The organism is Candidatus Sodalis pierantonius str. SOPE, assembly GCF_000517405.1.
In the GTDB taxonomy this organism is placed as follows: domain Bacteria; phylum Pseudomonadota; class Gammaproteobacteria; order Enterobacterales; family Enterobacteriaceae; genus Sodalis_C; species Sodalis_C pierantonii.
The window spans coordinates 2,239,889-2,258,279 of record NZ_CP006568.1 but is presented as its reverse complement, the minus strand read 5'-3'; the positions used below and the strand labels follow the sequence as shown (position 1 = coordinate 2,258,279).

The 18,391-nt window shown below is 56.1% G+C and carries 15 protein-coding genes and 4 pseudogenes; 5 read left to right on the top strand and 14 right to left on the bottom strand.

Annotation, left to right across the window (positions count from 1 at the left end):
- Positions 1 to 39: 39 nt before the first annotated feature.
- The 9 genes from pabC to yceD form a co-directional block, all read right to left on the bottom strand.
- The gene (gene pabC, locus SOPEG_RS11480) at positions 40 to 837 is read right to left on the bottom strand and encodes an aminodeoxychorismate lyase (RefSeq protein ID WP_025245445.1); all 798 of its coding nucleotides are present in this window, start codon (positions 835 to 837) and stop codon (positions 40 to 42) included.
- 76 nt (positions 838 to 913) lie between these two features.
- Positions 914 to 2,155 carry a beta-ketoacyl-ACP synthase II gene (fabF, locus tag SOPEG_RS11475; RefSeq protein WP_025245444.1) on the bottom strand — a complete coding sequence of 414 codons (1,242 nt, stop codon included), beginning with the start codon at positions 2,153 to 2,155 and terminating at the stop codon, positions 914 to 916.
- Positions 2,156 to 2,235: 80 nt separating this feature from the next.
- Positions 2,236 to 2,472: an acyl carrier protein gene (gene acpP / locus SOPEG_RS11470; protein WP_011410921.1), complete on the bottom strand. Its 237-nt coding sequence runs from the start codon at positions 2,470 to 2,472 to the stop codon at positions 2,236 to 2,238.
- Positions 2,473 to 2,626: 154 nt separating this feature from the next.
- On the bottom strand, positions 2,627 to 3,361 hold the full coding sequence (gene fabG / locus SOPEG_RS11465; protein WP_025245443.1) for a 3-oxoacyl-ACP reductase FabG: 735 nt from the start codon (positions 3,359 to 3,361) through the stop codon (positions 2,627 to 2,629).
- A 14-nt stretch (positions 3,362 to 3,375) separates the two neighbouring features.
- On the bottom strand, positions 3,376 to 4,305 hold the full coding sequence (fabD, locus tag SOPEG_RS11460; RefSeq protein WP_025245442.1) for an ACP S-malonyltransferase: 930 nt from the start codon (positions 4,303 to 4,305) through the stop codon (positions 3,376 to 3,378).
- 18 nt (positions 4,306 to 4,323) lie between these two features.
- Complete coding sequence (locus SOPEG_RS11455; protein WP_025245441.1) at positions 4,324 to 5,277, bottom strand: beta-ketoacyl-ACP synthase III; 954 nt, start codon at positions 5,275 to 5,277, stop codon at positions 4,324 to 4,326.
- A gap of 6 nt (positions 5,278 to 5,283) precedes the next feature.
- Positions 5,284 to 6,318, bottom strand: coding sequence for a phosphate acyltransferase PlsX (plsX, locus tag SOPEG_RS11450; RefSeq protein ID WP_025245440.1), 1,035 nt, complete (start codon positions 6,316 to 6,318; stop codon positions 5,284 to 5,286).
- 16 nt (positions 6,319 to 6,334) lie between these two features.
- The gene (gene rpmF / locus SOPEG_RS11445; RefSeq protein ID WP_025245439.1) at positions 6,335 to 6,505 is read right to left on the bottom strand and encodes a 50S ribosomal protein L32; all 171 of its coding nucleotides are present in this window, start codon (positions 6,503 to 6,505) and stop codon (positions 6,335 to 6,337) included.
- Positions 6,506 to 6,521: 16 nt separating this feature from the next.
- A complete protein-coding gene (yceD, locus tag SOPEG_RS11440; RefSeq protein WP_025245438.1) occupies positions 6,522 to 7,043 on the bottom strand; it encodes a 23S rRNA accumulation protein YceD in 522 nt (173 codons plus the stop codon).
- Between the two features lie 142 nt (positions 7,044 to 7,185).
- Here yceD and SOPEG_RS11435 point away from each other — a divergent pair.
- A pseudogene (locus SOPEG_RS11435) lies at positions 7,186 to 7,770 on the top strand (Maf family protein).
- Between the two features lie 30 nt (positions 7,771 to 7,800).
- Here the strand turns inward: SOPEG_RS11435 and rluC are convergent.
- Positions 7,801 to 8,757 carry a 23S rRNA pseudouridine(955/2504/2580) synthase RluC gene (gene rluC / locus SOPEG_RS11430; protein WP_025245437.1) on the bottom strand — a complete coding sequence of 319 codons (957 nt, stop codon included), beginning with the start codon at positions 8,755 to 8,757 and terminating at the stop codon, positions 7,801 to 7,803.
- A 561-nt stretch (positions 8,758 to 9,318) separates the two neighbouring features.
- On the opposite strand from rluC, the gene rne reads away from it, so the two are divergent.
- The gene (rne, locus tag SOPEG_RS11425) at positions 9,319 to 12,846 is read left to right on the top strand and encodes a ribonuclease E (RefSeq protein WP_025245436.1); all 3,528 of its coding nucleotides are present in this window, start codon (positions 9,319 to 9,321) and stop codon (positions 12,844 to 12,846) included.
- 53 nt (positions 12,847 to 12,899) lie between these two features.
- Here the strand turns inward: rne and SOPEG_RS11420 are convergent, their stop codons facing one another.
- Positions 12,900 to 14,108: an IS256-like element ISSoEn2 family transposase gene (locus SOPEG_RS11420; protein ID WP_025245435.1), complete on the bottom strand. Its 1,209-nt coding sequence runs from the start codon at positions 14,106 to 14,108 to the stop codon at positions 12,900 to 12,902.
- A gap of 56 nt (positions 14,109 to 14,164) precedes the next feature.
- Between SOPEG_RS11420 and SOPEG_RS11415 the strand changes: the two genes are divergently transcribed.
- Together SOPEG_RS11415 and SOPEG_RS11410 are read left to right on the top strand one after the other, a co-directional pair.
- Positions 14,165 to 14,416, top strand: coding sequence for a helix-turn-helix domain-containing protein (locus SOPEG_RS11415; protein ID WP_335334094.1), 252 nt, complete (start codon positions 14,165 to 14,167; stop codon positions 14,414 to 14,416).
- Positions 14,417 to 14,480: 64 nt separating this feature from the next.
- Positions 14,481 to 15,404: an IS5-like element ISSoEn1 family transposase gene (locus SOPEG_RS11410; RefSeq protein WP_025243834.1), complete on the top strand. Its 924-nt coding sequence runs from the start codon at positions 14,481 to 14,483 to the stop codon at positions 15,402 to 15,404.
- A 55-nt stretch (positions 15,405 to 15,459) separates the two neighbouring features.
- Here the strand turns inward: SOPEG_RS11410 and SOPEG_RS11405 are convergent.
- Positions 15,460 to 15,786, bottom strand: a pseudogene (locus SOPEG_RS11405) (transposase); the annotation flags it as partial.
- 72 nt (positions 15,787 to 15,858) lie between these two features.
- A pseudogene (locus tag SOPEG_RS11400) lies at positions 15,859 to 16,581 on the bottom strand (IS5 family transposase); the annotation flags it as partial.
- An 84-nt stretch (positions 16,582 to 16,665) separates the two neighbouring features.
- On the opposite strand from SOPEG_RS11400, the gene SOPEG_RS28265 reads away from it, so the two are divergent.
- Entirely contained in the window at positions 16,666 to 16,824 is a 159-nt protein-coding gene (locus SOPEG_RS28265) for a hypothetical protein (protein WP_158382382.1), read from the top strand.
- A gap of 186 nt (positions 16,825 to 17,010) precedes the next feature.
- On the opposite strand, the pseudogene SOPEG_RS26305 reads toward SOPEG_RS28265, so the two are convergent.
- Positions 17,011 to 17,928, bottom strand: a pseudogene (locus tag SOPEG_RS26305) (IS5 family transposase).
- Positions 17,929 to 18,391: the final 463 nt, after the last annotated feature.

Below are 18,391 nucleotides of genomic sequence, written 5' to 3'. Positions count from 1 at the left end.
GGCCAAAAATCAACATAACGACCTCACGTCCGGCGTCGGTCAACACAGCGGGCTAAGCTGCAAGTAGAGCGTTCTGTCGGCATACTGCCGGGTGTCTATCGCCTGCACCGGCACCACCGGCAACAGGGCGTTGGTGATAAACACCTCATCCGCCGTGGTCAGGGCGTCGGGCCCGACGCTCACTTCCTCCAGCGAGTAGCCCAGCGCCGGCAGCAGCGACATGACATGGCGACGCATCACGCCGGCGACGCCGGCATAACGCAGCGCGGGCGTGAACACCTCTCGCCCTTGGCGCCAGAAAAGATTGGCGCTGCAACACTCCACCACAACACCCTCGGTGTCCAGCACCAGCGCCTCGTCCGCGCCGTCGCGGTCCAGGTGGGCGCGCACGAGCACCTGCTCCAAACGGTTATTGTGCTTGATACCCGCCAGCAGCGAATTACGCGCCAGGCGCACCGAGCTTAGGCTAAGCCGCACGCCTTCCTGGCGCCAGCGGGGATACTGCGCCGGCGCAGGGGTGCGCGCAACGATGCGCTGCGGCGCGTCGCAGCCGCGAAAGCTATAGCCCCTGCCGCCGCTGCCGCGGCTTATCAGCGCTTTGATCACGCCATCGCCGCCGCCGTGTGCCGCCGCCAGCATTTCACGACGCAGGGCGTCGACATCGAATGGCGCGAACAGTAACCGCTGCCCCGCCTGCGCCAGCCGTTCGAGATGCCACGTCAGTAGAGGAATGTCTCCATCAAGCAACCGGGCGGTGGTGAAGAAACCATCGCCGAAATGTACGGTGCGATCGGTGAGCGGCAATTGTGCCTGCGGGATACCGTTGATCCAATACATTTCACCTCCTCTGGGCCGGTCGCGGAAGACTAAAAAAAAATGGCCCGATAACGGGCCATTAAGCAACATGCTACGATTAAATCGCGCGGAACACCAGCGAGCCGTTGGTCCCGCCGAAGCCGAACGAGTTGCACAAGGTGTAATCCATCCCCTTGACCTGACGCGCTTCTTTCGGCACATAGTCCAGGTCGCAACCTTCGTCGGGATTATCCAGGTTAATGGTCGGTGGAATCGCCTGATCGCGTAACGCCAACACGCTGAAGATTGCTTCGATAGCGCCGGCCGCCCCCAGCAGATGCCCCGTCATCGACTTCGTGGAGCTCACCATCACTTTGCCGGCGGATTCGGCGAATACCGCTTTCACCGCCTGGGTTTCGGCTTTATCGCCGGTGGGCGTCGAAGTACCGTGCGCATTGATATAGGCCACCTGCGCCGGCGTTATGCCCGTATCGCGTAGCGCATTGATCATCGATCGCGCGGCGCCGGCGCCGTCATCCGGCGGCGAGGTCATGTGGTACGCATCGCTGCTCATGCCAAATCCGACCACTCCGGCGTAGATTTTCGCGCCGCGCCGTTTGGCATGCTCATACTCCTCCAGCACCATCACGCCCGCGCCGTCGCCAAGAACGAAACCGTCGCGGTCGCGATCCCAAGGACGGCTTGCGGCCTGGGGATCGTCGTTGCGGGTCGACAGCGCCCGCGCCGCGCCAAAACCGCCGACGCCCAGCGGCGTGCTGCCTTTCTCGGCGCCCCCCGCCAGCATCACGTCCGCGTCGTCATAAGCGATAATGCGCGCCGCATGGCCGATATTATGCACGCCGGTGGTACAGGCGGTGGCAATGGAGATGCTCGGCCCGCGCAGGCCACACATGATGGACAAATGGCCTACCACCATATTGACAATGGTCGAGGGCACGAAGAACGGACTGATTTTGCGCGGTCCGCCGTTCACCAGGGCGCTGTGGTTCTCTTCAATCAGCCCCAGGCCGCCGATACCCGAACCGATGGCCGCGCCGATACGATCGGCGTTTTCTTCGGTTACCACCAGGCCGGAGTCCTGCATTGCCTGAAGGCCGGCGGCGACGCCATACTGGATGAAGGCATCCATCTTGCGGGCTTCTTTGCGCGACAGATAATCTTCAGAATTAAAATTTTTAACTAAGCCTGCAAAACGTGTTGCATAGGCAGTAGTATCAAAATGGTCGATCAGGCCGATGCCACTCTGTCCGGCAAGGAGCGCGCTCCACGTAGATTCTACGGTATTGCCGACAGGAGACAACATGCCAAGTCCGGTCACAACTACTCGACGCTTAGACACGTTTGTCCTCCAGGGAGGGAAAATAGTTTACTGTGGGACTAAAAACTTAGGCGGTCGAGTGACCGCCTAGGGATGTTCGCTTACTGCTGGCTTGCCTGAATAAAATCAATTGCTGCCTGAACAGTAGTGATTTTCTCAGCTTCTTCGTCCGGAATTTCGGTATCGAACTCTTCTTCCAGCGCCATTACCAGCTCAACGGTGTCAAGAGAGTCAGCGCCGAGGTCGTCAACGAAAGAAGCATTATTTACGACTTCTTCTTTCTTAACGCCCAGTTGCTCAGCGATGATTGCCTTAACGCTTTCTTCGATAGTGCTCATACTCTTAAATTTCCTATCAAAACTCGCTTACGCGATGGTTTTCGTAGTGTATAAAATGTTGAAAAAGATGCAACTCAATCCCGGCTGGTCGAACCACGATTTTATGCTATTTTGCGGTTTTTACCACAAATAACGCAAATGATTTTCGTGCTTTTTACAGCATATACATGCCGCCATTGACATGTATCGTTTCGCCGGTAATATATGCTGCCTCCTCAGAGGCGAAAAAAGCGACAGCACTGGCGATTTCTTTCGGATAGCCGAGACGATTTGCCGGAATCTGGGACAAAATGCCCGCACGGTGCTCATCTGTCAACGCTTCGGTCATATCTGTCGCGATAAATCCCGGCGCCACCACGTTGACCGTAATGCCGCGCGAGGCGACTTCACGCGCCAGCGATTTACTAAAGCCAATTAACCCCGCCTTGGCGGCGGCATAATTGGCTTGTCCCGCATTGCCCATGGCGCCAACAACAGAACCGATTGTAATAATTCTGCCGTAGCGCTTTTTCATCATGGCCCGCATTACCGCTTTCGACATGCGGAATACGGACGTCAGATTAGTATCAAGAATAGACTGCCATTCGTCTTCTTTCATGCGCATCAGCAGATTATCACGCGTAATGCCCGCATTATTCACTAAAATATCCGCGTCGCCAAATTTCGCGCGCATTTTCTCTAAAAAAGCCTCGATGGAATCGTTACTGGAAACATCCAATTCCATTCCTTTACCGCTGTCGCCCAGATAGGCGCTGATAGCGGCCGCGCTCGATTCAGTGGTAGCGGTACCAATCACAGTCGCACCACGCGCCGCGAGCGTTTCCGCTATCGCGCGGCCAATACCCCGGCTAGCGCCGGTCACCAGCGCAATTTTACCTTCAAAGCTCATCTGTAACCCCAATGTTAAAGTTCAATCGCTGCGGCCAGCGAGGCAGGATCGTTCACCGCCGCGCCCGACAGGGTGCCGACTATACGTTTGGTCAGTCCGGTAAGCACCTTGCCCGGGCCGACTTCCAACAACACCTCTACGCCCTGGGCCGCAAGGTACTCCACGGTTTCAGTCCAGCACACCGGGCTATAAAGCTGGCGCACCAATGCTTGACGGATGGCCGCCGGATCCTGCTCCGCGCGTACATCAACGTTATTGATCACCGGGATCTGCGGTGCGACAAATGTTACCGCTTCCAACGCCTGCGCCAGTTTTTCCGCGGCGGGCTTCATCAGGGCACAATGGGACGGCACGCTGACCGGCAACGGCAACGCGCGCTTGGCCCCGGCTTCCTTACAGAATACGCCGGCCCGTTCCACCGCCTCCTTATGCCCGGCGATAACCACCTGACCCGGCGAATTGAAATTCACCGGCGAAACCACTTGCCCCTGAGCCGCCCGCTCACAGGCGGCGGCGATAGCATCGTTGTCCAGCCCGATGATAGCGGACATTGCGCCGCTACCGGCCGGTACCGCTTCCTGCATTAGTTTGCCGCGCAGCGCCACCAGCGCAATTGCCGCGGTGAAATCCAGACTGCCGGCGCAAACCAGCGCCGAATACTCGCCCAAACTGTGGCCAGCCAGCAGCGCCGGCGCTCGTCCGCCCTGCTGCTGCCAGACGCGCCACAGGGCAACAGATGACGCCAATAATGCCGGCTGGGTCTGCCAGGTTTTGTTCAGCTCTTCAGCCGGGCCTTGCTGCACCCGCTGCCACAAATCATAGCCCAGAGCGGCGGAAGCTTTGGCGAACGTCGCCTCGACCACCGCGTGATCTACCGCCAGCTCCGCCAGCATCTCCACCGTCTGGGAGCCCTGTCCTGGAAATACCATGGCAAAAACAGTCATTATTATGCTTCCTGTAGATTAAAACCGTAACAGCACCGAACCCCAGGTGAAACCGCCACCAAAGGCTTCAAGCAGCACCAGCTGTCCCGGCTGAATGCGACCGTCGCGCACCGCTTCATCGAGCGCCAGCGGCACCGAAGCGGCGGAGGTATTGCCGTGCCTATCCAGTGTGACCACCACTTTTTCCATGCCCATTCCCAGGCGTTTGGCGGTGGCGGTAATGATGCGCAGGTTGGCCTGATGCGGCACCAGCCAGTCCAGCTCGCTGCGATCGAGCGCGTTGGCGCTGAGCGTTTCATCAACGATATGCGCCAGTTCGGTGACCGCCACCTTGAACACATCGTTACCCGACATCGTCAGGTAAGCGGAAGCGGCGGGATCCAGGCGATTATGATACGGAAGCGTCAGCAGATCGCCATAGCGGCCATCGGCGTGCAGATGCGTGGAAATGATGCCCGGTGTCGCCGAGCGTCCGAGTACCACCGTGCCCGCCCCGTCACCGAACAGAATCAACGTACCGCGATCCTCGGGGTCCAGGGTATGGCTTAACGTATCGGACCCTACCACCAGCGCATACTCGACCGCGCCGTTTTTGATATAGGTGTCCGCCACCCCGAGCGCATAGGCAAAACCGGCGCAGGCCGCCGCCATATCGAAAGCGATGCAGTCGTTGATCCCCAGGTCGCGCTGAATCTGACAGGCTGAACTGGGAAAAGCGTGGCTGGACGAGGTGGTGGCGACAATCACCATGCCGACTTTCTCCGCCTCGATGCCGGCCATATTCAGCGCTAGTTCAGCGGCATGACGCCCCATACTGGAGACAGTTTCATCGGCACTGGCGATGCGGCGTTCGCGGATGCCGGTTCGGGTGACAATCCACTCATCCGAAGTGTCCACCATTTTTTCCAGGTCGGCGTTGGACCGGATTTGCGCCGGAAGACAGCTCCCGGTGCCGAGAATCTTAGTAAACATGTACGCTTAATCACTCTTGGGTAGTACCGTATCCAGGCGTGCGGCAATCCGCTCCGGGATCTGCCGCTCCACCGCTTGCATTGCCTGTTCGATAGCGGCGGTAAACGCGCGCTGATTTGCCGCACCGTGACTTTTAATTACGGTGCCTCGCAAACCTATCAGGCAAGCGCCATTATATTGGTCGGGATTCAGTTGCCCGAATTGACGAATCAGGCGACGTTTCATCCAGCGCTTGACCCATTGCATCAGCCAACCCTGCCTGCCGCTTTCCCCAGAGGATTTCAGCAATGACAGAAAAACTCTTATCACCCCTTCCATGGTCTTTAATGTGACGTTACCAACAAAACCGTCACAGACCAGGACATCGGTTTTTCCCGTCAATAATTCATTGGCTTCAAGATAGCCTATATAATTGATTGACGGAACATCTCGTAACAGTGCCGCCGCGTGCTGAATAGGGTCGAGGCCCTTGGTTTCTTCCTCACCGATATTCAAAAGCGCTACGCGCGGGTTATTCACCCCCACGATGTGCTCCGCCATCACCGCGCCCATGACGGCGAATTGCGCCAGCATCGAACCATCGCAGGCGACGTTGGCGCCCAAATCCAACACCACCGTTTTGCCCTGCTTTTGATGGGGCAAAACCACCATCAGCGCCGGCCGCTCAATACCGTCAAGGGGTTTTAGCACCAGCTTCGCCAGCCCCATCAGCGCGCCGGTATTGCCGGCGCTGACGCAGGCCTGGGCGCGGCCGTCCTTGATAAGCTCCAGCGCAACGCGCATGGATGTCCCGCGGCTGGCCCGTATGGCCTGCGACGGTTTGGCGTCACTGGTAATAACCGATTCAGCGGGTATGACCGTCAATCGCTCGCGCAGAACGGAATCGGTTTTTACCAGTAAAGGATTAATCGCTGCGGGATTGCCGACGAGCAGCAGTTCAAGTTGCGGATATGAGACCAGTGCCTGCAATGCTGCAGGCACCGTCACGGCGGTACCAAAGTCACCGCCCATTGCATCTAACGCAAGGGTTAGACGTCTCAATGTATCGCCTTGGGAATTACTTGGCGATAACTTTACGACCGCGGTAGAAACCGTCGGCGGTGATGTGGTGACGCAGGTGGGTTTCACCGGAAGCGTTGTCCACTGATACAGTGGAGGTGGTCAGCTCGTCGTGAGAACGGCGCATACCACGTTTGGAACGGGTGGGTTTATTTTGTTGTACGGCCATGGACCTTACTCCTCGATTACTTATGCTTTAAACTGGCTAATACGGAAAATGGATTAGGTTTTTCCGCCTCGGCGGGTAGTTTACCAAATACCTGTTCCGTTGCGGACACTTCACAGTGTTCAGGATCATGCACCGGCGCGATAGGCAAAGAGAGAATAATTTCATCTTCAATCATTGCCAACAAATCCATCTCGCCAAATTCATCGACGTAGACCGCCTCATACGCTTCCGGCAACGCCTCAGCCTGCTCGTCGCTGACGACCGGACTGAAACTGAATGTCGTGTGAACCTGATGCGCAAACGGCTGGTTGCAACGCTGGCAGCGCAGAGTCACCTCTACGTCCGCGTGGCCGCTAATCACCGCCAGGCGCTGGTTATCGATTGCGAACGACAACGCGGCCTCGACATCACTCTCCACACTCACCACGGATTCGGCAACACGCGTTACCCGCTCAGGCGCATAGGCTCCAGCGTAGTCCAGGCGTTTCTGAGCGGTGCGTACCGCATCAATGGTCAAGGGTAATTTTACATTTTGCATAGGGCGCGCATATTAACTTTGTAACGGGCGGGAGTCAAAGAAAAAGGGTGTTTTGCACCGCTTTTCCCCCATATTCGCATTATTGACGCCGGACAGTTTAAAATGCTGCAGTCATTTTCGCCATAGTGCGGGTAACAGTGTCATGAATAAAATTGTGTTGGCCTCCTCTTCCCCTTACCGCCGCACGCTGCTGGAGAAACTGAAAATACCGTTTGATTACCTGGCGCCAGATATCGATGAAACCCCGCTCGCCGGCGAAACGGCGGCGTAAATGGTGCAACGTCTGGCCAGCGCGAAAGCGCAGGCGCTGGCCGACAGATATCCCCACCACCTGATAATCGGTTCCGATCAGTGCTACGTGTTAGCGGGCCAGATCACGGGCAAGCCGTTAACGGAAGCGAATGCCATTGCGCAGCTCACCCGCGCTTCCGGTAAAGCGGTAACGTTCTACACCGGTCTGGCACTGCATAACAGCGCCAGCGGGCGGCTACAGATGTGTATGGAGCCCTTTGTCGTCCATTTTCGGACGCTGGAGGACGCGGAAATCGCCGGCTATGTGCGTTTGGAACAACCTTTGCAGTGTGCGGGCAGTTTTCAGTGCGAAGGCTTGGGGATCGCGCTGTTCGAGGCGCTGGAAGGCCGCGATCCCAATACCTTGATCGGGCTGCTGCTGCTGACACTAGCCGACATGTTGCGCCGGGAGGGGGTGAATCCGCTGCGGGCGTAACCGTTAACAGCGGGCGCGCGCCCGAAACGGCTATTTATGATGGGCGCGCAGATACAGCAGGCATTGGCGCAGCGGCGCATCCAGCGGCGCTTCTATCCGCAGCGTTTCGCCGCTGCCGGGATGATCAAAGCGCAGCGCGGCAGCATGCAAAAACAGGCGATTCAGGCCGCACACTGTTAGTTGCTGATCGAACGCGCCGTCGCCGTAGCGATCGTCAAACGCAATGGGATGGCCGGCATGTTGGGCATGAACCCGAATCTGATGGGTGCGCCCGGTGATTGGACTCGCCCTGACCAGCGTGGCCAGCGTAAACCGCTCTTCCACCTTGAAACGGGTTTCCGACGGTTTTCCCTCGCTGTTTACCCGCACGATGCGCTCGCCGCTGGCGAGGATATTCTTCAGCAGCGGCGCCGCGACCGTTTTAACGTGGGACTGCCACTGACCGCACACCAGCGCCAGATAGTCCTTTTGCATCCCCTTGGCGCGCAATTGCTCATGCAGCGCGCGCAGCGCCGAACGTTTCTTGGCCACCAACAGCACGCCGGAGGTGTCCCGATCAAGGCGGTGAACCAATTCCAGAAAGCGCGCATCGGGGCGCAGGGCGCGCAGGCCTTCAATAACGCCAAAACTCAGACCGCTGCCGCCATGTACGGCCGTGCCGGCCGGTTTATTCAGGATCAGCAGATAATCGTCTTCATAAAGCACGGCGTCATTTAACACGGCGACTTTATCGATCCCGGCGGAAACAGGCGCCTGCTCGTCATCCGACCGTCGTACCGGTGGAATACGCACTTCATCATCATTTTGCAGTTTGTATTCCGGTTTTACCCTTTTTTTATTGACGCGTACTTCACCTTTACGCACGATGCGGTAAATCATGCTTTTCGGCACCCCTTTGAGGTGCGTACGCAAAAAATTGTCTATCCGCTGACCGGCTTCGTCTGCGGTGATGGTGATAAAATGTACGCCGGGATTATTCTCATTCATGGGCCGGGATTCTAAATATACCGATACCATAGCGCCACTTCTTTTTATGTGCTTAACTGTGGTTTCATCGGTAAAAGGTTTTTTCTGGTCCGGTGGCCTCGTTACGCTATTCTGTGAGAAGCCATCAGGATGGGTCTGAAACTTGTCATCGATGGCTAAAGTTGTCTTGCTATATGCGTGTCAGCAGTGGAATAATGCATTTACTTTCCACGCTTTCGCGTCTAGGACGAGTAATCGAGGAATTTTGAATTTGTCTGGTTTAGCCTAAACGCGGCAATGGCGTAAGACGTAATGGCTAATTCGGGCAGTTAGCGGGCTGCGGATTGCAGCTTGGTCGGCAAAAGGAATCCGTTCTGGCAATAACCATCAGACGTTATTCCCCTGTAAAAGTGCTCTTTTCCGTTATGGGAAACAGGCTACCGAAATAATGCGCCCCTTAGCAAGCGACAACCGTGAGGTTGACGGCTTTGCGCCAAGTCACGGGGTCGTCGGTGATTACCCGGCCATGCGGTTTTTTGCCCGCAGCTCTGATGCCAATGCATAAAAAATGAGTAAGTTACGATGAAAAGAATGTTAATTAACGCAACTCAACAGGAGGAGTTGCGCGTTGCTCTGGTAGATGGCCAGCGGCTGTATGACCTAGATATTGAGAGCCCCGGGCATGAGCAAAAAAAAGCCAATATCTACAAGGGTAAAATCACCCGTATTGAACCCAGCCTGGAAGCGGCGTTTGTGGATTATGGCGCCGAGCGCCACGGTTTCCTTCCTCTTAAAGAAATTTCCCGCGAGTACTTTCCTCCTCAATATTCTTCCCATGGCAGACCCAATATCAAGGATGTGCTGCGTGAAGGTCAGGAAGTCATCGTGCAGGTGGACAAAGAGGAACGGGGTAATAAAGGCGCGGCGCTGACCACCTTTATCAGCCTGGCCGGCAGCTATCTGGTGCTGATGCCGAACAATCCGCGCGCGGGCGGGATTTCGCGCCGTATCGAAGGCGACGACCGCACCGAGCTGAAAGAAGCGCTGTCCTCCCTTGAACTACCTGACGGTATGGGGCTTATCGTCCGCACCGCCGGCGTCGGCAAATCGGCCGATGCGCTGCAATGGGATCTTGCCTTTCGCCTCAAACACTGGCAAGCGATAAAGAAGGCCGCCGAAGGGCGCCCGGCGCCGTTTTTGATTCACCAGGAAAGTAATGTTATCGTCCGCGCTTTCCGCGATTATTTACGGCCCGATATTGGCGAAATCCTGATCGATAATCCCAAAGTGCTGGATCTAGCGAAGGAGCATATCGCGTCGCTTGGCCGCCCGGATTTTACCAGTAAGATTAAACTTTACAGCGGTGAAATCCCCCTGTTCAGCCACTACCAGATCGAATCACAGATTGAATCCGCATTTCAGCGTGAAGTGCGATTGCCCTCCGGCGGTTCCATTGTCATCGACACCACCGAGGCGCTTACCGCTATTGATATCAACTCCGCACGTTCAACCCGCGGCGGCGATATTGAAGAAACCGCTTTCAATACCAACCTTGAAGCGGCCGACGAAATCGCCCGTCAGCTGCGTCTGCGCGACCTGGGCGGTCTGATCGTTATCGACTTCATCGATATGACGCCGGTGCGCCATCAGCGGGAAGTGGAAAATTGCCTACGCGAGTCGGTGCGCCAGGATCGTGCCCGTATTCAAATAGGCCGCATCTCCCGCTTCGGTCTGCTGGAGCTCTCCCGTCAGCGCCTGAGTCCGTCACTGGGTGAATCGAGCCATCACGTCTGCCCCCGCTGCGGCGGCACCGGCACCATCCGTGATAACGAATCCCTTTCCCTTTCCATACTGCGGCTTATCGAAGAAGAAGCGCTGAAAGAGAATACTCTCGAAGTTCATGCCATTGTGCCGGTTCCCATCGCCTCCTATTTGTTAAACGAGAAGCGCGAAGCCGTCAACGCCATCGAGAAACGTCAAGGCGGCGTACGGGCGATTATCGTCCCGAACGATCAAATGCAGACCCCGCATTATGCGGTGTTGCGCGTGCGCAAAGGCGAAGAGGCCCCGACGCTGAGCTATCTGCTGCCACAATTGCACGAAGTGGAAATGATCCAGCCGTCGGAGGAGCCCGCCGCAGAGCGCAAGCGCCCCGAGCAGCCGGCGCTGGCGGCCTTTGTCATGCCCGATCCGCCGCTGGCCAGCGAGAAACCCGCCGCCGCTGAAACCGTGGTGCAGGCAGCGCCTGCCGCCGCGGTAAAGGCCGCGGGCGCTTCCCGCGGCTTGTTCGGCCGCCTGGTCGCCGGCTTCAAATCCCTCATCGGTACGCCGGCGCAGCAGACGGAAACCAACGCCGCCGAAGCGGTTGTCGTTGAGATGCCGCCCGAAACGGAAACGCCGCGCCGTCAGGATCGCCGCGGTCAACGCCGTCAACCGAGTGGCCGACGCGAGCACAATAACGAGTCGACCCGCGCCGGTCAGGAAAGCCGTCAGCCGCGCGAAGGTCGCGACGATACGCGCCGCAAGCGTCCCCAGGCCGTCACCGAGACGGAGACCGAGGGCGAGATGATTGGCGAGACTCAGCAGGAAGGGCAGGTGCAACAATCGCGCCGTGAACCCCGCCAGGATCGCCAACGGCGCCGTCAGCAGGAGCCGAAAGCGCAAGTCGCCGAGCAGGAGTTGAAAACGCTGCCGGCCGAGATAGCGCCAGACGACACCGCCAGCGAGGAAGATAAACCGATTCAGGCCCAGCCGCGCCGCCAGCGTCGCGCGCTGAACCGCAAAATCCGCGTCGGCGATCGGGCAGCGCCGACATCAGACGCGGCGGAAAGCGCTACGGCCGCCTTCAATGCGGCGGTGGAAAGCCAAGATGACGATATCGGCGGTTTGCAAAGTGAAAATGATGTCGCGCTCGAGGCCGGCAATGCCGACGGCGGACGTAACGGCAACGAGGCGGGCTTGCCGCGCCGTTCCCGCCGTTCACCCCGTCATCTGCGCGTCAGCGGTCAACGCCGTCGCCGCTACCGTGACGAACGTTATCCGCTCTCATCGCCGGTACCGCTTACTAGCGCGGTAGTGTCGCCGGAAATGGCCTCGGGTAAAGTCTGGGTGAGCTATCCCGTCACCCCCATTGAGCAACCGGAACATGACGCCGGCGCCGATGTGGCCGCGGGTACCGATGCCACCGTGGGTCAGAAACAGGCGGCGTTTGCCGTTACGCCGGCGGGCGAAGCCGCAGCCGCGACGGTCAGCGAGGCGCTGAACAGCCAACAGCTGCCGCCGTCAACGCTGATACCGTCACCTGCGCAGGAAGCTGCCGCTGATGACGTACCGCCGGTGATCGCCCCAGGCGAGCAGCCGATGGCGCAGCGGCAGATCGAGCGGGCCGAACCGGCTGCCGGCAGCGCCGTGACGCCAACGGCTGATGATGGCGACGATGTATCGCAAGCGCCAGCACAGCCTATTGCCGCACCGGCCACCCCCAACGCCGAAACCGCACCGCTGTCGCTTGAACAACGCGATGAAGAACGTCATGCCGATTCGGTGCCGGCGTCGCAGCCAGTCACGGTTCACGAAGAGGAGCGTTCCGCCGATTTGGCATCACCGTCGCAGCCGGTCGCGTCCCATGACGACGAACGTCCGGTCAACTCGGCGCAGGACGTTACGCCGCCTGAGACGCACGATGCGTCACGCCCTGACGACACAGCCAATGCGGACGCCGTCGCCGTCTCCGAGCCGTTCCTCGGCGCTGCATTGCCCCCGGTCGTTCCGGCCGCGGACGGTCAGAATGTCGGCACCGCGCAGCCAACGCCATCCGCTGCGGCTGAAGACGCCGCCCGTCATATGCCGCCGCCCGTCAGCCCGCCGCTGACGCAGGAAGGACGTCCGTTGCCGGTATCGCCAGACACCCCCGCAATGCGCTTCAAGCATCATGCCAGCGCGCCGATGACCAAAGCGCCAGCGCCGGCCTATACGCCTTCGCCGCTGCCGGTCAGCGACTGGCAACGGCCAGATTATCGGTTCGACGATCATGGTGCCGCCGGCGGCCACGCCGCGGATAAGCAGGCGACCGCCCCGGCAACCCGTCCTGACACGCCGGATCCGCTGTAACGCCTCGTAACCCAGACCCGACCCTGTACACGATTCTGTGTAAATGCCTTTTCTCAGAAGTGACCGTCCAGGCGGTCACCGAACTCGGTAATAAAGCGGCTCATTGCCATGCGCCAGTCCCTCAAAGGCATTGTCCATTTCTGTGAGGCCGCCTGTATCGTCAGCCACACCACCTTTTTCACTGCGTCGTCGGTCGGGAACACCTTGCGCTTTTTGATGGCATGCCGGATCACGCTGTTTAACGACTCGATGGCGTTGGTCGTGTAGATCACCTTGCGGATGTCCGTTGGGTAGGCAAAGAACGTGGCCAGATTGGCCCAGTTTGCCTGCCAGCTTCGACTTATTTGCGGGTAGCGGATGTCCCAGGCACTGGAGAACGCTTCCAGCGCCTGCAAGCCGGCTTCTTCCGTAGGGGCCTGATAGATAGCTTTCAGGTCGCGTGTGACGGCCTTGTAGTCCTTCCAGGAGACGAACCGCAGGCTGTTGCGCACCATATGTACGATACACAGCTGGAGCCGCGCCTCCGGATACACCGCGTTAATAGCGTCAGGGAAACCTTTCAGCCCGTCTACGCAGGCGATAAGGATATCGTTCAGGCCGCGGTTTTTCAGCTCTGTCAGCACGTTCAGCCAGAACTTTGCGCCTTCATTTTCGGCCAGCCACATACCTAGCAACTCTTTCTGGCCTTCGATGTTGATGCCCAGCGCCAGGAACACAGATTTGTTGATGATGCGGCTGTCCTGCCGGACTTTTAGAACGATACAGTCAAGATAAACAATGGGATAGACTGCATCCAGAGGCCGGTTTTGCCATTCGACAACCTGCTCCATGACCGCATCGGTGACCTTTAAGACCAGCGCCGGCGAGACATCGACGTCATACAGCTCTTTGAACGCGGCGGCGATCTCGCGGGTGGTCATCCCTTTGGCGTACAACGATAAAATCTGGTTATCCATCCCGGTAATCCGGGTCTGGTTCTTCTTCACCAGTTGCGGTTCAAAGGAACCGTCACGATCGCGCGGAGTACGCAGCGCCAGCGGGCCATCGCCAGTGGTAACGGTTTTTGTGGAATAGCCGTTGCGGGCGTTGGTCCCCGGTTTAGGCTGATTTTTATCGTAGCCGAGGTGATGGGTCATTTCGGCATTGAGAGCTGCTTCGACGCTAATTTTTTTCAGCAGCCGATCGAAGTGACTGAGATCTTCAGGGGTTTTGAGATTTTTGGCCAGTTCGTTAGCCAGAGCCTGCAACTGTTTTTCGTCCATAAATTAACCTGTTTTTGATGTTGGATTGAACATATCAAAATCAGGCAAATACACAAATTTCTAAACAGGCTCCTAAAATTGAGTATTGTAAGCATCTCGGTATCACGGCCAGCAATCTTTCAATGCGCTATAAAAAAGATTTATACCCTTCTGATTTAGTGGTCAAATGCCTGGCGGATACGGGCGTCCGTCTGGAATGGCTCACCGGCGGTCAGGGAGATATGTTTGCCGGTCCGAACGCGCGCAATCAAAGTCAGCAACAAACACTCGAAGTCCCGGCAAGTAACCTTATCAAGGGGCTTTGTTGAATAAATCGAACTTTTAGGTGACTGGCGGCTCTGATCACTACATTCGTTTCAACATCAGGTCCCCATGGCAAAGCAAAAGTTTAAAATCACCAACTGGCCCGCATATAACAATGCGCTCAGGCAGCGGGGGGACCTGACAGTATGGCTTGATGAGTCAGCCATTGCTGCATGGACTGAGAGTACACCACCTGAACATCGTGGCCGGCCGCTTCACTACACCGATATGGCCATTACCACGGTTCTGATGATAAAGCGCGTGTTTAACCTTTCGCTCCGGGCGTTACAGGGTTTCGTTGACTCGATTTTTAAACTGATGGGGCTGTCGCTGCGCTGCCCAGATTACTCTCTGGTCAGCCGGCGAGCAAAAACCGTCGACATCAGCATAAAAACGCCAACCCGCGGCGAAATCTCACACCTGGTCATCGATGGCACCGGCCTGAAAATCTTCGGCGAAGGCGAATGGAAAGTCAGGCAGCATGGGGCTGAGAGGCGCAGAGTATGGCGCAAGCTTCATCTGGCAGTAGATAGCGCGACACATGAAATTATCTGTGCCGATTTATCGCTAAGCGGTACGACAGATGCGCAGGCGCTGCCCGGGCTGATTAACCAAACCCACCGGAAAATCAGGGAAGCGTCGGCTGACAGTGCTTACGATACGCGTTACTGTCATGATGCTCTGCTGAGGAAAAAAATAAAGCCGCTTATCCCACCGCGAAGTGGTGCGCAATATTGGCCAGCTCGATACCATGAGCGTAACCATGCGGTGGCAAATCAGCATCTGAGCGGCAATAACGATACCTGGAAAAAGAAAGTAGGTTATCACCGGCGTTCACTGGCTGAAACGGCCATGTTCCGGTTTAAAATACTTCTGGGTGGTCATCTGAGTCTGCATGACTATGACGCGCAGGTAGGTGAGGCTATGGCAATGGTCAAAGCGCTTAACCGGATCACGTTGTTAGGAATGCCAAACAGCGTCCGCATCATGTAACAATCGCCCTGATAGGGAGGAAGTCGTCACAAATTTCGGATTTATTCAACAAAGCGGTTTTTATGCTGATGTCGACGGTTTTTGCTCGCCGGCTGACCAGAGAGTAATCTGGGCAGCACAGCGACAGCCCCATCAGTTTAAAAATCGAGTCAACGAAACCCTGTAACGCCCGGAGCGAAAGGTTAAACACGCGCTTTATCATCAGAACCGTGGTAATGGCCATATCGGTGTAGTGAAGCGGCCGGCCACGATGTTCAGGTGGTGTACTCTCAGTCCATGCAGCAATGGCTGACTCATCAAGCCATACTGTCAGGTCCCCCCGCTGCCTGAGCGCATTGTTATATGCGGGCCAGTTGGTAATTTTAAACTTTTGCTTTGCCATGGGGACCTGATGTTGAAACGAATGTAGTGATCATAGCCGCCAGTCACCTAAAAGTTCGATTTATTCAACAAAGCCCCTCAGATGCTGATTTGCCACCGCATGGTTACGCTCATGGTATCGAGCTGGCCAATATTGTGCACCACTTCGCGGTGGGATAAGCGGCTTTATTTTTTTCCTCAGCAGAGCATCATGACAGTAACGCGTATCGTAAGCACTGTCAGCCGACGCTTCCCTGATTTTCCGGTGGGTTTGGTTAATCAGCCCGGGCAGCGCCTGCGCATCTGTCGTACCGCTTAGCGATAAATCGGCACAGATAATTTCATGTGTCACGCTATCTACTGCCAGATGAAGCTTGCGCCATACTCTGCGTCTCTCAGCCCCATGCTGCCTGACTTTCCATTCGCCTTCGCCGAAGACTTTCAGGCCGGTGCCATCGATGACCAGGTGTGAGATTTCGCCGCGGGTTGGCGTTTTTATGCTGATGTCGACGGTTTTTGCTCGCCGGCTGACCAGAGAGTAATCTGGGCAGCGCAGCGACAGCCCCATCAGTTTAAAAATCGAGTCAACGAAACCCTGTAACGCCCGGAGCGAAAGGTTAAACACGCGCTTTATCATCAGAACCGTGGTAATGGCCATATCGGTGTAGTGAAGCGGCCGGCCACGATGTTCAGGTGGTGTACTCTCAGTCCATGCAGCAATGGCTGACTCATCAAGCCATACTGTCAGGTCCCCCCGCTGCCTGAGCGCATTGTTATATGCGGGCCAGTTGGTGATTTTAAACTTTTGCTTTGCCATGGGGACCTGATGTTGAAACGAATGTAGTGATCAGAGCCGCCAGTCACCTAAAAGTTCGATTTATTCAACAAAGCCGTCACCACAATGAAAAAATTGAATGTGGCGGTGGAATTCTTCAGCGCCGATTTCGATCTGGGTAAGCGCAGTATTATCCAGGCATGGCATTCAAAACATAATCATTCACCCTGCCATAAATGGTTGCGGGATTTGACCAAAGGCATGTTTATTGACAGCATGAAATAATTTTCCGCTGTCGGCATGACACAGCATTAGGGTCCAAAATGAAAGCCGCGGCAATAAAAAACGACGCTGACGGTATTACCCAACAGCGCCTCACCAGGGAATAATTACCGCGTCATCGACGCCTTAACAGTGCTTTGTTGAATAAATCCGAAATTTGTGACGACTTCCTCCCTATCAGGGCGATTGTTACATGATGCGGACGCTGTTTGGCATTCCTAACAGCGTGATCCGGTTAAGCGCTTTGACCATAGCCTCACCTACCTGCGCGTCATAGTCATGCAGACTCAGATGACCACCCAGAAGTGTTTTAAACCGGAACATGGCCGTTTCAGCCAGTGAACGCCGGTGATAACCTACTTTCTTTTTCCAGGTATCGTTATTGCCGCTCAGATGCTGATTTGCCACCGCATGGTTACGCTCATGGTATCGAGCTGGCCAATATTGCGCACCACTTCGCGGTGGGATAAGCGGCTTTATTTTTTTCCTCAGCAGAGCATCATGACAGTAACGCGTATCGTAAGCACTGTCAGCCGATGCTTCCCTGATTTTCCGGTGGGTTTGGTTAATCAGCCCGGGCAGCGCCTGCGCATCTGTCGTACCGCTTAGCGATAAATCGGCACAGATAATTTCATGTGTCGCGCTATCTACTGCCAGATGAAGCTTGTGCCATACTCTGCGCCTCTCAGCCCCATGCTACCTGACTTTCCATTCGCCTTCGCCGAAGATTTTCAGGCCGGTGCCATCGATGACCAGGTGTGAGATTTCGCCGCGGGTTGGCGTTTTTATGCTGATGTCGACGGTTTTTGCTCGCCGGCTGACCAGAGAGTAATCTGGGCAGCGCAGCGACAGCTCCATCAGTTTAAAAATCGCGTCAACGAAACCCTGTAACGCCCGGAGCGAAAGGTTAAACACGCGCTTTATCATCAGAACCATGGTAATGGCCATATCAGTGTAGTGAAGCGGCCGGCCACGATGTTCAGGTGGTGTACTCTCAGTCTATGCAGCAATGGCTGACTCATCAAGCCATACTGTCAGGTCCCCCCGCTGCCTGAGCGCATTGTTGTATGCGGGCCAGTTGGTGATTTTAAACTTTTGCTTTGCCATGGGGACCTGATGTTGAAACGAATGTAGTGATCAGAGCCGCCAGTCACCTAAAAGTTCGATTTATTCAACAAAGCCGATATTCGTTAGTGAACGAATATTAAGGAATCCAAGTCATTAAACGTCCTTGACAAGGTCGTGAACGAAAATAACATTGGGCGCGATAGTTAACTGCTTTTGGTAACTAATGATTCTATCTTTGATTTTTTAATTATGACAACATTAAATTAACCTTCCCCTCTGGTCCAGAGTTATCGCTTTGCCAGCCAATCCCCCCGCAGCGGGCGCTATTACTGGCTTGTCCTCCTTTTTGACCTGTGGGGAATAATGTTATTGTCCTCGGGTAAATAGTAGGTTATTTATTTTAATGCACATGACATAAATTAAATCCTCCCGCCGCAGGGCCATTTTAATGCTAGTAAATATATTATTAATTTGTGAATAAATTAATGAAAGGCCCCTCTCG

Coding starts and splice junctions, on each gene's coding strand:
- pabC (WP_025245445.1), bottom strand. CDS start 837: ATGTATTGGATCAACGGTATCCCGCAGGCACAATTGCCGCTCACCGAT.
- acpP (WP_011410921.1), bottom strand. CDS start 2,472: ATGAGCACTATCGAAGAAAGCGTTAAGGCAATCATCGCTGAGCAACTG.
- fabG (WP_025245443.1), bottom strand. CDS start 3,361: ATGAGCTTTGAAGGTAAAATTGCGCTGGTGACCGGCGCTAGCCGGGGT.
- fabD (WP_025245442.1), bottom strand. CDS start 4,305: ATGACTGTTTTTGCCATGGTATTTCCAGGACAGGGCTCCCAGACGGTG.
- SOPEG_RS11455 (WP_025245441.1), bottom strand. CDS start 5,277: ATGTTTACTAAGATTCTCGGCACCGGGAGCTGTCTTCCGGCGCAAATC.
- rpmF (WP_025245439.1), bottom strand. CDS start 6,505: ATGGCCGTACAACAAAATAAACCCACCCGTTCCAAACGTGGTATGCGC.
- yceD (WP_025245438.1), bottom strand. CDS start 7,043: ATGCAAAATGTAAAATTACCCTTGACCATTGATGCGGTACGCACCGCT.
- rluC (WP_025245437.1), bottom strand. CDS start 8,757: ATGAATGAGAATAATCCCGGCGTACATTTTATCACCATCACCGCAGAC.
- rne (WP_025245436.1), top strand. CDS start 9,319: ATGAAAAGAATGTTAATTAACGCAACTCAACAGGAGGAGTTGCGCGTT.
- SOPEG_RS11420 (WP_025245435.1), bottom strand. CDS start 14,108: ATGGACGAAAAACAGTTGCAGGCTCTGGCTAACGAACTGGCCAAAAAT.
- SOPEG_RS11410 (WP_025243834.1), top strand. CDS start 14,481: ATGGCAAAGCAAAAGTTTAAAATCACCAACTGGCCCGCATATAACAAT.
- SOPEG_RS28265 (WP_158382382.1), top strand. CDS start 16,666: ATGAAAAAATTGAATGTGGCGGTGGAATTCTTCAGCGCCGATTTCGAT.